The organism is Vibrio sp. Y10_XG_PY6 (assembly GCF_024181795.1).
GTDB classification, from domain to species: Bacteria; Pseudomonadota; Gammaproteobacteria; order Enterobacterales; family Vibrionaceae; genus Vibrio; species Vibrio diabolicus.
Genome location: NZ_JAMZAQ010000001.1, coordinates 1394684 through 1410541, shown reverse-complemented (window position 1 = coordinate 1410541; position 15858 = coordinate 1394684). Strand labels below are relative to the sequence as shown.

Genomic DNA, 15858 nt, shown 5'->3' with positions numbered 1-15858 from the left:
TAATACAAGGCTGAATAACTATAATAACTAGGCCAATGTTGCTTTTAGGTGTGTATGACGTGATTGTGATGGTCGCTCGGTAGATGCTGTGGTGAATGTGTCGCGTTGAAAATCTTTTTAAATATTATATATTTACGCTCGTTTCTATACTCTGGGTATAGTGTTCTGCATGAGGTCGATGGGTAATACCTCGCCTCTTTAACTCGCGATGAAGCAAATTTAATCCTAGCAAGCTTCAGAGCAGTTACTTTTGTGAGTGCGTAATGCGCTCACCTTTTTATTTAAACTTCCTCAGTAACAGTCAATTTGTTGTTTGTTGCTGAGGAGGGCATCTCATCAGCTTCTGACTTTCCGAGCGCTTACCTCAAGCTCACGTTATTACGATTTTTGTTAACTTCAGTCCATAAATTAAATTTTTTTAGAGAGTAAGATTTTACCATTTTGACAAAATGGGTGATGTTACTGGTTTCTGTTGTGGTTAAATTGCCCGTTTTGATAGTAAAAATCACCACTTTTATGGTGTTTTTGATTTTAGGCGATTTTTCTATCTCGTTGAAAATAAATGGCTAAGTAAGTAGGATACGTAGACCAAATCGTACTTGTAAGCCTTATCAGCTTAATTGTCACCGCAGCCATATTTACGATGTTGGTTGTGGAGAATTCAAATGCATTTAGTTTGCAAATTTATACCTAGCTCGAAGCTATCCTCCAACGAGCTATCTTATGTTCTTACACCGGACGAGTGTATAGGACAGCTTTCGCGTTTGCGAAATTCAGATGACATCCTTAGAAACCTCCCTAAAGAATTGGCGCAAAAGATTTCCATCTCTGCCAAAAAAACGACCAGCGCATTGCTAGCTGCTATAAGAATCGAATTGGGAAAAGGCAATTGGGTGTCATTATCTACCGTTGCTCGTCGGTCGCCATTGACGGACTCTCAGCTGCAAAGCTTCCCTAGACTTAAATCGCTCGTTGACTCTGTATCTGCTTCGAATGAAAGCAAAGTTTTTAAAGCGGGTTACAAGCAGGTTACTGACGATGTTGCTCTAGTTCGCAGTTACACGCATGTACCTTCTGAGCCAAGCCCAGACCAAAAAATTGTTGTCGAGTTTGCAGGGCAGTGGTCTAGCAACGCGGCATGTTTGATGTTGGGAAAAACGGAAGCTCAAAAAGAAAAAGTTACTGTAGGCAAGGCTGATACAGAAAACAAACACCGCAGCCTCGCGACATTTAAAGATCTCGAAGCTGAGGGTAAAACGCTCTATATCAAAATCCCTTGTTCCGACCAGCCTCAGCCAATTTTGCTTAAACTCGCCGAAGACCTGCAACCCGTTGATAAAGATACTCAGATGGATGAGTGGGATAACGTGTTGGTGCCTGTGAGACCATTGGCTTACTTAGATGGTAGCAACGACAAAGCAAAAGCTTCTGATCTGCGTGGTGGTTTTCTTTATGTCTTTTGGAAAGGAAAGCTTTGGCGCGAGATGGCCATAAACGAGAAAGGTTACTACCAAGATGTTGACGTCGAGTATTACCGTACCCTAGAGCAAGAAGAAAAGAAAAAAGACACACCTCAGGTAATACAAAGAAGCGCAAGCGGTTTTGCTATGGCGCATTTCTGGGCACCTTACAAAATATCGGGTGAGATCCAACAGGGGGAAAATGGACTCAAGATCATTTTCTCACCAAAGCAAAAGCGCTTTGCTCAAATTGAAGCGTTAGAATCGGATGCTGCTTTGCTAGAGAAATCCAGCACACCATTAGATGAATTAAGCAGTTACAGTGACGCACAGTCATTCAGTGCACAAGAATTCACCTCCGATGTAGACAGCGCAGCCATCCACAAAGTTACCGAAGAAGACATGCCATGGCTGAGTGACCAGCAAGCCATAGTACGTAGTTATGACCAGAGTAATACGGTCATCGCTTATGTGGATGGAAAAAACAGTGGCCTATTATTCCGGGTGGATGTTGGTACGTCTGGCATCACCGCTTTGAATTCACTCTATGTAATCGATCACAATAGCGATTATAAAGACGTCTTTGATTTAGAGTTTTATGAAGGGGAAGACCACGACTGGCAGCAAGCGCTGTTAAGTGGGCTACCATCGGACGGGGTCTTTACTATGTCTCTGGTACATGACCAAGACCCAGACAGTCGTCACGTACTTTTTGATCGGGTCGCTTACAACGATTTATTTGTTGAACCTGAGAGCGCTACTGAACGTTCGCCCGAAGCTCAGCCAAACGATAAGCCTAAAGATATGACTGCAGCAGAAAAACAACGCTTTGAGTCATTAGTGCTGGATTGGTCGTTGTAACCTAAATAGAAAATGGATTAAGAATGAAAAAGAAAATATTACTCGGCTTGGGTTTGACGACTGTTGTTGTCGCGGGTGTTGGTTACATCATTGCTAAGCCGTATTTTGATGAGAAAGCTCGAATAGAGAGCATGGCAGACCGCCTAGATTTGTACAAAGGTAAAACGGATACTTGGCTTTACCAGTACGATTTTGAAATACCGGATAACCCAAAGGTTGCAGATTGGAATACTGAAAATGTGACACTCCCTCAGGTCCTGTTTACTATCGAAAACCGAGAAGATAAATCCAAGGTCAGTTACTGGGTATTAAATATTGATGGTACTAACCCTCAATTGCTGATCCCTGAAGGGATATTGCCTCCCCCGCCTAATACTGGGATTGATTATGCTAAATATATGTCACGATCGCCAAGCGGCCGCTATCTTGTTGTCCCTCAGAAAGATAGTACCGTGCTGTATGATCTAGATAATGGCGAAATAACTAACATTAGTGAGGAGTCTGGCTCAACTCGTCACGACATCATGTGGGATACAGACAGCACACAAGTTGTTGTGAAAAAAAGAGATGAGCTTCTTCTGGTTAAGCTAGACACCAAAGAGGTAGTGAAATTTACTGATGTAAATGGTTCATATGCACGTTACATGACCTCTTTTGCCAAGCCTTATATGAGCCAGTCAGAGCAAGCGATCTATTTGAGTTTTAATTCGAGTTTGGCGGGGTTTGGCTGTGGGTGGGAGAATGACGAATACCTTGAAACTTTTGGGGAGAGCGATGTACCCAAATGCGGTAATACATTCGTGTTTGATGCAAAAACCTTAAAACTGGTCGATCGCGGTGACTTTACTCCGGATAGCTACGATTGTAATGTCTGGGGCGGAAAGTATGGAGATGGTTTTTATTGCCTTGGAGGTGCGGCATACCGCTCGGGAAGGCCCTCTGAAAAAATAGGCGATTTCCCTGCTACAGTGGATTTGTTGGCTTTTAACGGTAGTGATATGTGGTTCGTCCCTGTTCACGGTCGAAACATAACCCGCGTATTACACCAGCCCACCGATAATAGCCCTACTACAGAAATGATATATGGGTTCGTAGGTTTTAGAGATGGAGAACGAGTTAAAAAATCCGCCTATGGCTTTGGCTTTAGCCGTAATGTGATTGAACATAAAGAAGCGGATAATTGGAGCGAGTCACTCTATCCGCTACCAAGTTATGCTGACATCGAAAAAGCAAGAACCGTTCTAGAGGAGCGTAATCATGGCTAGGGCTAAGATTGAACAGCACTCTCTCTACTTGATGGGACAATTGGTCGGACCAGGCGGGGAGGCCATTACTGGCAACGGGCTCTATCCATTGCCCGGTTTTGCGTTAGCCCTTCCAGAGTTAACAGTTGGTCAAGCTGTGGATGGTAGCAATAGTAAGAATGCGTCACCACTATACTTCAGTGATTCATCAGGTCGGCTACAAGGTTGGAATACCAAGGTTCAATCAGTTAAAGAGCTTGATGGGAATAAGCTTTCTTCTTCTTCACCACTAACGATTTCTAGCACGACAGATAAGCTAAAACCCGTCTATATCCCACCTTACTTAATTCCCGCTGCGGTTATGTCTGAAGATACTGCTTGGACGGAACGCTTAGCAGCCTTGGCCAAGGATGTTGTAAGTTCTAGTGATGAAAGCATTGAAGTTGGCGTAGTAACTAACAGAGATATTGAACAGGACCAAAAGCTAAGCAAAGACCCTGCCGAGAGGCGATTTTTAGCGCCCGAATTAGCCGAGTTTTTTATCCATAAAGCTGAAGCAGCAGAGGCGCAGTTTGGGCAAAATAAAGGCGCGTATAAACGCCTGTATGAAAAAATTTATAGCAAAAACTATAATCATAATTTTTATTATCTGCGTATTCCTCAAGTTTGGACCATCAATTTATTCTTCTCTGCCGACTATTTTGAGGGGGCAGAAGTTACTTTGTCCGGACAACCAGAAAACTTGATCATCCAAGGGGATGCTAAGGATATAGGCAATAAAATCACTAGCCGAGTAAGGCCGGTTACATACTTTGATATTGCTAATCAGGCCAGTGACTCTGACGTTGCAAAGGAAGTAACCCAATATGTCGCCACATTTTGGATAACTGGCGGTCATCTGGATGAGGATGATCAAATCAAGCAATTAGTCCGCTTTGATATAGATTTAGAGGGAATTAAGCGATATTGGGATGCATTACTTAAACCTTCAGATAGCCAGATGGCTCAGGTTGCTAAGTTAAATATCCCAAACAATTGTTACTCATTATCTGAGCAAGTCTTACACCTGCCTATTTATTCAATAGCAGGGCGCAGCATCATCCTTTCTGGTGATCCCATCTCTGTTGAGGAGTCACTGTTCCAACATGCGCCAGAAACATTTAAAGGCTGGCTCGATTGGAGTAAAAGTCTCCCCTATACAAGCGAAAACAAACCTGCTACTGGTGTGCAACCGTCGATTAATATTCTAAATTCCATCGGTAACTATAAAGCCGTTATCGAGGCTTCAGCGTCTGGCGTGATGGATCCATTCAGTATGACGACGGTTCATAAAGCATTTAGCGCAGGTTTGAATCGAGAGCAAGCTGAAGATAAGCTCTTAAATGCTTTAAAACTCGCGGTCGGTATTGATGCAAAAGCAAAGGGTTTCTTAGATTTTGCGCAAAAGCTGAAGCCACCGGCTCAAGATACGCTTGGATCTGTTGAAGATTTAGCAAAAGCACTTAACTGGTCAAATCACTTTGGGAGCGCGTTACCGAGCGTTTATACAATTCCACCAGCGTTACAGCATTTTTGGCATAAGGTGGACGATAAGATCGTAACTCCTTTAAAGCCCGCCGTTCGGGCTATTGAATATGCACTTGATAAGCCTTTTGGCTTTGCTGAGTTTGTTTCTAGCGGTCTTGAAATTCCGAAAGGTATCGAGAATTCCGAGGCGGCGTTTAATGCCTATATTGATAAGTCGAAGGAATATGGCCAGAAAACACAATCGGTAATATCAACACTTTTATTGAGCGATGAAAAAGATCGTCAGGCACTGCTTGAGTCTGAAGCGGAACATAAAAAAGCGCTCCTTGAAGCATTCTCTGATAAAAGTGTAAGTCATAAAGTGCTGTTAAATGGTAGGCCGCTGTTAGAGAAAAAACGGGCAAAAGAAGGTGAGGCAAGCTATCTCACGCTGTTTTTTGAATTTGATAGCGCAAATGATGAACTTACCAATTCTGATAAGAAGCTCGTTTCTAAAGTGGCTGAATATCTGCGTAATACAGAATCAGAAATGTTGCTGAACATTGAAGGATATACGTGTGATATTGGCTCGGTGGAATACAACACTAAACTGTCGAAAAAACGTGCTTCGGCGCTGAAATCTTCAATTTTAGAAGATCTTGGCACTGATGCTATTAAGTGGGACCATCGAATATCTGCGCTTGGTAAAGGCGTTTATGCCGATAATGATACGAGTAATAGGCGCTTAAGTCGTCGAGCGGAGATGAAGTTCTACCTCAACTCTGCTTTTGAATATCCTGCTTGTAGAAGTTGGCTGCTAGCTCTGGAGAAAAATCGACAGAAAGCGGTTTTAGCAGAGATGAAAGTCCATGAGGAAATTTGGAAATTTTCCGGCCAAGCCTTTGATATTGCATTAGGCTTTGCTGCGCCAATGCTTGGTCCAGGTGCTGCGTTAGCATATGGGTTGTATTGGTCAGGTGAAACCTTGGTTTCTACTTTGGATGGTGCAGCCAAAATTCTTAATAAAGAATTAGAAGAATACAAAGAGAAGCAGAAACGTTTTTCTGAATTTGATGTGGTAGGACAGGCGTTACTGTATCGCGGTTTACCTGCGTTCGATGAACTGAGTGTTGTTGGCAAGGCATATATAAAACGCGCTATAGCGCTCAATGGGCTGCTGCGATTGCTTCTACTTGAATCTCAAATAAAAGAAGAGAACAAAACAACGAATTACGTTTCGGAATATTACGCGGTTAATCACTTGACGTCTGGGCAAAGAGATCTTGATATTGAAGGCTATATAAAGACCTATCTTTTAAGTGATGAATGGGATTTGGGGGGAACTTGGCTTCCTTCTTTCCACCTTGATGAAGCGTGGCTAGAAACAAAGAATATTTACCGTAGTGCTTCGGAAAGTGTGCTGAGTTTTGCTGCAATGACGAGTTACGTAACATACCGAGCGAAGCAATCTCAGACTGGGATAAAAGCGCTTGAACAATCGCAGGTATATCAAAAATTCTGTCCTATACATACTATTGCGGACCCTAGTTTAACTAAGCTTAGATCTCTATTAAAAGCGCCAGATTTATCTAAGCTTGATGACTCCATGTTTGCTGGGCATATGGTTTCCGTAAAAGTCAATGACGAGTGGCTCCCACTCGAAGACAGGGTTAACAGCGGTGAAGCTATTACGCCGACTATGCCAATTAGAGTACTTATTATTCTTGATATGAAGGACGAAACGCTGACCAAGTTCAAAGAAGAAGGTTTGCTTAATCTTGTGCCTGTGGGTGTTAGACCTGTGAGGCAAAATAGGTTCTTTGATGATTTTGGCTCTTACACTACTGAATATGTTCGTGAAATTGCACTGGAATCACTAGTTGAAACTGAGAGGGCGTATTTAACAGAGAAGCAAATGTTAGAGACAGATACGACACTATACGGTGTTGTTGTAAGTCCTACTTATTACTTTGGATGCAACATCATGAGTGGCATCAAGCCTATTGCTGATGACTACGGTAGCAAAGAATGGAAGTCGGTGTTTGGTCAGGTAGATGAACAGCACTCAGCGGCTTATGTGATGCGTTACCTTTTAGAAGTTGGTGTGCCTAACGTTGCTAAAACAGAAACAAAGCTAACATATAAAAGAGAGCTCGTATTTAAAACACAAGATGGTAAGGAGCTAACTTCTAGTACGGATAAGGCTTCCATCTTTAATTTAACAATGTCGAAAGAGCATGAATTCTTATATGAGAAAACCTTCTTAGCAAGAGCAGGGAAAAAAGCAGTCGAGTATCCAGAATTATTCTCAGATGCTAAGGCAAACTTGTACATTTATGATGCTAGTGTGAAGAACCTTATTCCCGGAAGTAAGCACGACGATATAATGGAAGCGATCGGTTGGACGAAGAAGCAGCCATCCTATGATACTTCTGAAAAAGCAACGAAGCTGTTGCTCATCGTCAGTACAAAATCTGTTGAAAATGTTGAACAAATACTTGAACGAGGAGGGTTTGATCGTCACCGCTTACCTGTGGACATTCGTTTGAAAGCAAACGATGCAAGAGGTCTCTACAATTTTGAACATCAAGATGTAGATTTGTATCCATTAGGAAAGGTAGAAGTGAATCTCGAGAAGAAAGAGGTGTCATTCAAACCTAAATCAATACCGCAAAGCCTGAACGAGGTATCGGATCATCTTTCTAGCAACCTAAGTAAGCTTGTAAAGGACCTGGTAGTCAAGGAAGGAGGGCTATTCGATTTATCACCAGACTTTGTGGACACTGATCTATACGCAGTCGAGATATCACTGAAGTACACTAATGCAACCGGGAAAGAGATGACTGGCTTACGCCCGTTTATTACTAGAGGAAACGATGCCCCATACATCATGCTCGATATTGATGGGAAAGCTGGACTATCTTTAAACGCTTCATCACAAAGGCTCCCTGTTCGAGCTATAGATACAACGGCGCCAACTTTGTTCAACTCGCGAAAAACCCATTACAACCAGAGTTGGTATGAGATGAGTGAGAAGGAGTTTAAAGCTATTTCTGAATATACTGCAGGAACGACTGACAATGCTGATTCCAACTTAGCAAGTTTAAATCGTAGTAAGATGTCCCATAAGGCTACCCCTTTAAGTGTTTGGATGAATGCGGAGCCAATCATGAAAGATTACTCAGTAGCTAAGGAGCTTCCACTATCTGCACAACGAGAGCAAATACTCAAAAAGTGGTTGTTTGATGGAAAATAAAAAAACCGCCTTCGGGCGGTTTTTCTTTCCTTATCAATGGAAACTGAAGTAAGATTTTCTCGCTTCTCGCTTCTCGCTTCTCGCTTCTCGCTTCTCGCTTCTCGCTTAACCCGCAGCAGAAATGTCGTATTTCTTCATCTTATGGTTGAGAGTGCTCATTGGAAGTGCCAATTGCTCAGCGGCCTTCTTGGTGTGCCAATTGCAGGCATTTAAGCAATCGATGATCACTGTACGCTCGTATTGGCTAACGACGTCCTTAAGGCTCTTTGAAACGTCTTCTAAATCCGCTTGTGCTTGCTGCTCGTAAGCAGGTTGGTCTGGGGTAGGTGAGGCTGCTTTCATGTCGATATTTGGTACATCTTCTGGGATTTGTTCGCCAAACTCAATGTGAGTAATGGTTTCAAAATCGGACAGTAGCACCGAGCGCTCGATGATGTTCTTAAGCTCACGAACGTTCCCGGGGTATTGGTAGGCAAGGAGCTGTTTACGTACGTTGGCACTTAACCCTGGCGCTTGCGGCAAACCTAGCGTGTTGGTTGTGTGTTGCACGAAATGTTCAGCAAGGGGAATAATGTCCGACTTACGGGCTCTCAGGGGCGGCAATGTAATCGGGAATACATTCAAGCGATAGAACAAGTCGGCACGGAATCCGCCATCTTTGATTTGCTGCATAAGGTTACAGTGTGTTGCCGCGATAACGCGAACGTCCACTTCAATCTCTTTGCTGGTACCGATAGGGCGAACTTTGCGTTCTTGCAGTACACGCAGTAACTTTGCCTGCAGTAGCATTGGCATATCGCCAATTTCATCTAGGAAAAGCGTGCCGCCGTTGGCTGCTTCAAACAAACCGACTTTGTCTTTGTCCGCGCCAGTGAATGAGCCTTTCTTATGGCCAAAGAGTTCTGACTCTAATAACTGCTCTGGGATTGCGGCACAGTTCTGTACGATCAAAGGTTGTTCTGAACGATTAGAGTTTTCGTGAATGTATTTAGCGATCACCTCTTTACCAGCGCCTGTTTCACCACGCAATAGAACGTCGACAGGAAGAGATAACACCTTATCAAGACGATTCAAGACATTGAGCATTTCTTCGCTCTCTGCAATAGGACCTTGATAGGCTTTCTGGGTACGTTTTTTGAGCTGAGTGTTCTCGCGCACTAGGGCTTGATTGTCGGCATTGAGATTTTTAATCACTTGCCCATATTGCTCTAACCACACAGCTTGGCGAATATTACTCGCGGCCATTCGACAAAACTCCGTCAAGGCTGCCTCGTTGTCGATGACGTTCAAATCGAGTAAGACTAACAGCCCAATGGTTTTGCTTTCGCTATCAATCAAAGGCCAAGCCAGTAAGTTCTCGCTTTTTAATCCCAGTGTCTGCTCAGTTTGATAGATGCTTTCGCAGTCATAGCCGTTGTACTTATACAACTCGTTAATCAACACCACTTCACCATTACGAATGGCAAAGTTAAATGGGTCGTTTTCACTGGCTGAGTCTAACTGCAACGCTTCCCAAGGGTGGGAAACGATTGTTTTATCGTTATGGTGAGCGGTACTTGGAATCAACGCCTGGCCAGTCTGGTCCAAAACATAAATGATGCCGTGCTTTGCGAGGGTCATTTGTCTCGCAGCGGTCAACACAGCATCCAACGTTTGGGTAAGCTGGCTGCGATCAGCCAAAGACTGACTGATCGCAAGTAGGGCGTTACTAAGTTCGCTATGGTTAGCTGAACGCATAGGTTAGTGTTCCTTGCTCATCGACAGACACTTCGATTTGCGTATGTGAATCATCCTTGTCATGCACTAATAGCTGAGTCGATAGTTGCGGCAGCAACTGACGGTTGATGACCGCGTCGATATTACGCGCGCCTGTTTCAGCAAGGCGACAGTTACCTAGTACGAACTCAACCAAGCTTTCTTCGTAGCTTAGCGACAACTTGTGATGGCTCTGTAGACGCTGAGAAACTTTGTTCAGCTTGTGGTGAATAATTTCTGTCATTGCTTCATCAGACAGCGGAACAAACGGAAGCACAGACATACGTGCCAATAGCGCCGGTTTGAAGTGTTGGTTCAAAGTAGGGCGGATAGCTTCTGCGATGATGTTTGCATCGATGTCTTTTGATTGATGAACCAAAGATTCGATCTCATGCGTTGCAAGGTTACTGGTCATGATGATCAGCGTGTTCTTGAAGTCGATGGTGCGACCTTCGCCGTCGTTCAGCGTGCCTTTGTCGAACACTTGGTAGAACAGGTTCAACACTTCAGGGTCGGCTTTTTCCACTTCATCAAGAAGAACAACAGAATATGGACGTTGACGAACTGCTTCTGTCAGCATGCCGCCTTCACCGTAACCTACGTAACCCGGAGGTGAACCAATTAGGCGAGATACGGTGTGCTTCTCTTGGAACTCAGACATGTTAATGGTCGTCATAAAGCGCTCACCACCAAACATTTGATCAGCAATCGCACGAGCTGTCTCGGTTTTACCCACACCACTTGGGCCAACCAGCAGGAATACGCCTGTCGGTGCGTCTGGGTTACCTAGGCCGGCTTTTGCGGTTTGAATGCCTTCAGACAGTGCATCGATAGCGTATTCTTGGCCTTTGATATTTTGTGTTAGGCTTTCTTTCAGTTTTAGCGTGGTTTCTGCTTCGTCTTGAAGCATCTTACCCATAGGAATACCAGTCCAGTCCGAGATCACGTGGCTGACTTCATCTGGGCCCACTTCAAAGTGAACTAGTGGGTTGCCATTGCGGATTGCATCTAGCTGTTCTTGGCAGGCCGAAATTGCAATGCGAACGGCTTCTTCATCCATTTCTGCATATGGAGAAACGTCTTGCTCTTGTTCTGAATCTTCTTCTGCAACAAGCTCCTCTTCATTTGTTTCGCCAAAGACCAGTTCATGCAAGCGAGAGCGTAGAGCAATCATCTCTTGGATCTGCTCTTTTTCTTTGTGCCATTGCGCTTCTTGTTCTGCTAGCTCTTCTTTCGTTGTTTCCATTGCCAGTTTTAGGTCTGGAATGTTAGCAAGGCTGTGCTTGTCGCCAGTTTGCTGCAGAGCATCACGCTCAAGTGCTTCAAGCTCGCGCTGTTGGGCTGCAAGTTCTTGTTGCAGTGTCTCTACAGAAGCAGGAATGGCATTAAGGCTGATGTTCACTCGTGCACACGCCGTATCTAGTACATCGATCGCTTTGTCTGGCAGTTGACGACCAGAGATGTAACGAGCAGAAAGTGCTGCCGCAGCAGTGATAGCATCGTCACGCACGTAAACGTTATGTGATTTTTCATAAGCAGGGCGCAGACCACGAATGATCAATGCTGCTTGTTCCGGAGATGGTTCGTCGAGTTTCACCAATTGGAAACGACGTGCAAGGGCAGGATCTTTCTCGAAGTACTTCTTGTATTCCGACCATGTTGTCGCAGCGATGGTTTTCACTTCACCACGCGCTAGGGCTGGTTTTAGCAAGTTTGCCGCGTCGCTGCCGCCTGCTTGGTTACCACCGCCAACAAGGGTGTGTGCTTCATCGATGAATAGAATGATTGGAGTTGGCGAGTTTTTCACTTCATCCAATACCGCGTTTAGGCGTTTTTCGAATTCACCTTTTACGCTCGCACCAGCTTGCAGAAGACCCATGTCCAGGCCGTAAAGCTCAACACCTTTAAGGTTGTCTGGTACGTCACCTTGTACAATCTTAAGTGCCAAGCCTTCTACTACCGCTGTTTTACCAACGCCCGGTTCACCAACAGCAATAGGGTTGTTTTTCCGGCGACGAGCAAGAATGTCCACGATTTGGCGAATTTCTTGGTCGCGGCAGAAAACAGGATCGATTTCGCCTTTGCGTGCTTTACCAGTGAAGTCGGTTGTGAACTTGCTCAGTGCTGAACCATCTTCACGAGCTTGTGTTTTCTCTGAAGTCGCGACTTGCGCCTCAATAGAGTGGCTTGTTAGCTCTGCAAAGTTACGCTTAAGGCTGTCAGGGTTTACCGCTTCAAGGATAGAGGCGTAACCATGTTGGCCGTAACGGAGAGGGTTGCTAACAAGAGTAAGGAGTAGGGCGCCAGAGCGGATTTGTATTTCGGATAGATCTAAAGAAGAAACCAGCCAGCTTTCTTGCAACCATTCGATTAATAAAGCAGAAAAAACAGGTTTGCTGCCATTTCCTTTGGCGTTGGTGTCGAGCGTGGATCGAACCGATTGTCTTAATAAGTTCTCAGAACAATCAAAATGACTTAATAAGACGTCAAAATCACTATTTGGCCTTTCTAATAGACTCAGTAAATAATGCTCAATTTGAACTTCGTTTGCTTTTTCAGAGACTGCAAGTGCAGCGGCGTCTTCTAATGCTACTTTTGCAATAGGGTGTAGACGCTGAATTAATGAAGAAAGGTTTATATTTATCATAGCCATTTTATTCTTTAGAGGAAAAGAGGTAGCGGCTATTATACTAAAAGTGATTGCGTTCTTTTTTTATCAAGATATTTTGACTATCGTTTGTTGGTTATTTTTAATGATTATTGTGACATTAATGTTTGTGGTTATTTTAATGACGTTGTTATTCTAAATTAATTGATAGTAAAAGTGTCGGATTTATTAGTTTTAATGACTTTATTTACACAGTTTTATATGGTTATTTTCACTTTTTAAAATTAGAACAATTTATTATTATCTTAATCCAACTTTTTGGTTTTTTATCCAATAAATTGTACTCAATATATTAGTGAATAATGTCTTAATTTGTCTAAATTGTTGTTTTTATTGTGTTTTTTAAAGTTGGCACGGACTTTGATTATAGCAAGTAGTCGCGGTGATAAGCGATTTGGTGATTTAAACAAAACAGATTTTAGAAAAGGAAATAGCGATGCCAACTCCAGCATATATGTCTATCCAAGGTGAGACTCAAGGCCATATTACTAAAGATACTTACTCTGCAGATTCAGTAGGTAACACATGGCAAGAAGCTCACGTTGATGAGTTCCTAGTACAAGAACTTGATCACGTGCTAACAGTTCCACGTGATCCACAAAGTGGTCAGCCAACTGGTCAACGTGTACACCGTCCACTTGTTGTAACTAAAGTTCAAGATCGCTCATCTCCACTACTATTCAACGCACTAGTATCTGGCGAAAAACTTCCTGAGTGTGTGATCCGCTTCTACCGTACTTCAGTTCAAGGTAAACAAGAGCACTACTACTCAATCAAATTGATTGATGCGCTACTTGTCGATATCCAAACTCGTATGAACCACTGTCAAGACGCAGCAACAGCTGACCGCGTGACAGAAGAAGTGCTTAAGTTCACTTACCGTGCGATCGAAGTAACTCACGAAAACTGTGGTACTGCGGGTAACGACGACTGGCGTGCTCCACGCGAAGCTTAATTGCTCGTCGCGTAAAGATTCAGGGCCAACGATTGTTGGCCCTAATTCGATTATTTGTATCAGGTAAAAGATATGGTGAATGACGTAGAATTTAAATTTGAAGTGCCTGGATGTGGGCATGAATTTCGGGTCGAGAGCTTTCATGTTCATGAAGAGTTATCTAAGCCTTTCCACATCAATCTCTCATTACTTTCACTTGATCCAGATATCTCGTTTGATGAGTTAATACGTAAAGCAGGAACACTGACACTTTATGGACAAGGTGTAGGTGCTGCGCGCGTATTCAACGGCGTGGTGAATGAAGTTCGTTACTTAGGGACTGGACGTCGTTTTTCTCGTTATCAATTAGTTTTAGTTCCTCAAGCTTGGTTCTTATCTCAGCGCCAAGATTGTCGTATTTTCCAGCAAAAGTCAGCGCAAGACATCATCACAGAAGTACTCGATGATGGGGCAGTCACCGATTACCGATTTGAAGTGTCGGGTACTTATCCTCCAAAAGAATACGTTCTGCAATATCGTGAGTCTGACTTGCACTTCGTGCAGCGCATGATGGCTGAACACGGTATGTGGTATTACTTTGACCATAGCGATTCAAATCATACGATGGTCATTGTCGACAGTAATGACGCGATTGCACCTTTGATAAGCTCACCACTAAATGCTTCATACATTGGGCCGATTGTTTATCATGCCGATGGTGGCGGTGTTGCCGATCGCGAACATATCTCTGATCTCGAGTTAGTTAACCGCGTTAGAACGGGACAGGTTACGTACACAGATTACAACTACGAACACCCTAAAATTCCACAAGAGATGACACAGGCTGGCGAGCTCGACCAAGATCTCAAGCAGTTTGATTATCCTGGACGATACGTTGACCCGCTGATGGGCCAAGTGAGAACCACGGAGTGGATGTCGGAACACATAGTCGATAATCAACAAGTGGAAGCAACGAGTGACGTAATGCGCTTAGCATCTGGTTACAGCTTTAACGTCAGTGACCACCCACGTTCTGAGATTAACCGCGATTACCTCATGTTGTCTGTAATGCACACAGGGCAAGATCCGCAAGTGCATGAAGATGAAGCGAGTGGTATGCCAACCACTTACTACAACCAGTTCTCATGTATTCCACGTGATGTGGTTTTTAAAGCGCCTAAACTAGCAGCACCAGTGGTTGATGGCCCTCAAACGGCGGTCGTTGTAGGACCAGAAGGTGAAGAGATTTACACCGACAAACTTGGTCGAGTGAAAGTACAGTTCCATTGGGATCGCTATGGCGATAACGATGAACATTCAAGTTGCTGGATCCGCGTAAGCCAATCCATGGCGGCGCCAACTTGGGGCGCAGTGTACTTGCCGCGTATTGGCCATGAAGTCGTAGTGACTTTCCTTGAGGGGGATCCAGATCGTCCGTTAGTTACGGGCGCAGTTTACAACGGTTTGCATTTCCCACCGTACTCTTTGCCAGAAAACAAAACTCGTACCACGTTCCGCACGCAAACGCACAAAGGAACAGGTTACAACGAGTTGAGTTTTGAAGACGAAGCGAACCAAGAAGAAGTCTATATTCACGCTCAAAAAGACATGTCGACCAAGGTGCTCAACAACCGTTACCGTGATATCGGTCAAGATGAATTCTTGAAGGTTGCACGTCACCAAACGAATGAAGTTCATGGTGACCATAAAGAAACCATTCATGGGCATAAAACGACACAAGTAAACAGTACGTTTACCGAGACAGTCGAGCAAGACGTTACCGTCACATACAACGCGAACGAAGCCCAGTATGTGAAAAACAATTCTGACTTAGAAATTGGTGATAACCGTACGACTAAGATCGGCAAAAATGATGACTTAGATATTGGTGAAAACAGTAACCTTACTATCGGTGCGTCCAAGAGTTCAGATATTGGTGCGGATGATAACCAGACGGTTGGTGGCAACTTAACGGTATCAGTGAAAGGTAACACCGCTTATAAAGCCGATGGTGCGACGCAAATTATCAGTGGCGACAAGATTGTATTGAAAACGGGTGGTTCCTCTTTAGTGATGAACAGTGATGGTTCAATAAAGTTATCAGGCTCGGCTATTACGATCGAAGGCAGTGACAAAGTCGTCGTGAAAGGTGGCAACGTAGTGGTTAACTAACA

At 43.9% G+C, this 15858-nt stretch carries 7 protein-coding genes; 5 read left to right on the top strand and 2 right to left on the bottom strand.

Annotated features, from left to right (window positions below; all coding sequences use genetic code 11):
• Positions 1 to 665: 665 nt before the first annotated feature.
• Genes NL644_RS06105 through NL644_RS06095 form a run of 3 tightly spaced genes read left to right on the top strand, consistent with a single transcriptional unit; the run spans position 666 to position 8327 of the window.
• On the top strand, positions 666 to 2321 hold the full coding sequence (locus NL644_RS06105) for a hypothetical protein (protein WP_114323881.1): 1656 nt from the start codon (positions 666 to 668) through the stop codon (positions 2319 to 2321).
• Positions 2322 to 2344: 23 nt separating this feature from the next.
• Positions 2345 to 3586, top strand: a complete 1242-nt coding sequence (locus NL644_RS06100) for a hypothetical protein (protein WP_114323882.1) — start codon at positions 2345 to 2347, stop codon at positions 3584 to 3586.
• The gene (locus NL644_RS06095; protein ID WP_253658182.1) at positions 3579 to 8327 is read left to right on the top strand and encodes an OmpA family protein; all 4749 of its coding nucleotides are present in this window, start codon (positions 3579 to 3581) and stop codon (positions 8325 to 8327) included. The genes NL644_RS06100 and NL644_RS06095 overlap by 8 nt, the downstream gene beginning before the upstream one ends.
• Positions 8328 to 8432: 105 nt before the next feature.
• Here the strand turns inward: NL644_RS06095 and NL644_RS06090 are convergent, their stop codons facing one another.
• The gene (locus NL644_RS06090; RefSeq protein WP_253658181.1) at positions 8433 to 10064 is read right to left on the bottom strand and encodes a sigma-54-dependent Fis family transcriptional regulator; all 1632 of its coding nucleotides are present in this window, start codon (positions 10062 to 10064) and stop codon (positions 8433 to 8435) included.
• Positions 10051 to 12729: a type VI secretion system ATPase TssH gene (gene tssH / locus NL644_RS06085; RefSeq protein WP_253658180.1), complete on the bottom strand. Its 2679-nt coding sequence runs from the start codon at positions 12727 to 12729 to the stop codon at positions 10051 to 10053. The genes NL644_RS06090 and tssH overlap by 14 nt, the downstream gene beginning before the upstream one ends.
• A 457-nt stretch (positions 12730 to 13186) precedes the next feature.
• Here tssH and NL644_RS06080 point away from each other — a divergent pair, with 457 nt between their 5' ends.
• Together NL644_RS06080 and tssI are read left to right on the top strand one after the other, a co-directional pair.
• Positions 13187 to 13705, top strand: a complete 519-nt coding sequence (locus NL644_RS06080; RefSeq protein WP_005373415.1) for an Hcp family type VI secretion system effector — start codon at positions 13187 to 13189, stop codon at positions 13703 to 13705.
• A 72-nt stretch (positions 13706 to 13777) separates the two neighbouring features.
• Positions 13778 to 15856, top strand: coding sequence for a type VI secretion system tip protein VgrG (tssI, locus tag NL644_RS06075; protein WP_109169809.1), 2079 nt, complete (start codon positions 13778 to 13780; stop codon positions 15854 to 15856).
• Positions 15857 to 15858: the final 2 nt, after the last annotated feature.

Excerpts from the sequence above, each read along its gene's own strand:
- NL644_RS06095 (WP_253658182.1), top strand. The coding sequence starts at position 3,579 with ATGGCTAGGGCTAAGATTGAACAGCACTCTCTCTACTTGATGGGACAA.
- NL644_RS06080 (WP_005373415.1), top strand. The coding sequence starts at position 13,187 with ATGCCAACTCCAGCATATATGTCTATCCAAGGTGAGACTCAAGGCCAT.
- tssH (WP_253658180.1), bottom strand. The coding sequence starts at position 12,729 with ATGATAAATATAAACCTTTCTTCATTAATTCAGCGTCTACACCCTATT.
- NL644_RS06105 (WP_114323881.1), top strand. The coding sequence starts at position 666 with ATGCATTTAGTTTGCAAATTTATACCTAGCTCGAAGCTATCCTCCAAC.
- tssI (WP_109169809.1), top strand. The coding sequence starts at position 13,778 with ATGGTGAATGACGTAGAATTTAAATTTGAAGTGCCTGGATGTGGGCAT.
- NL644_RS06090 (WP_253658181.1), bottom strand. The coding sequence starts at position 10,064 with ATGCGTTCAGCTAACCATAGCGAACTTAGTAACGCCCTACTTGCGATC.
- NL644_RS06100 (WP_114323882.1), top strand. The coding sequence starts at position 2,345 with ATGAAAAAGAAAATATTACTCGGCTTGGGTTTGACGACTGTTGTTGTC.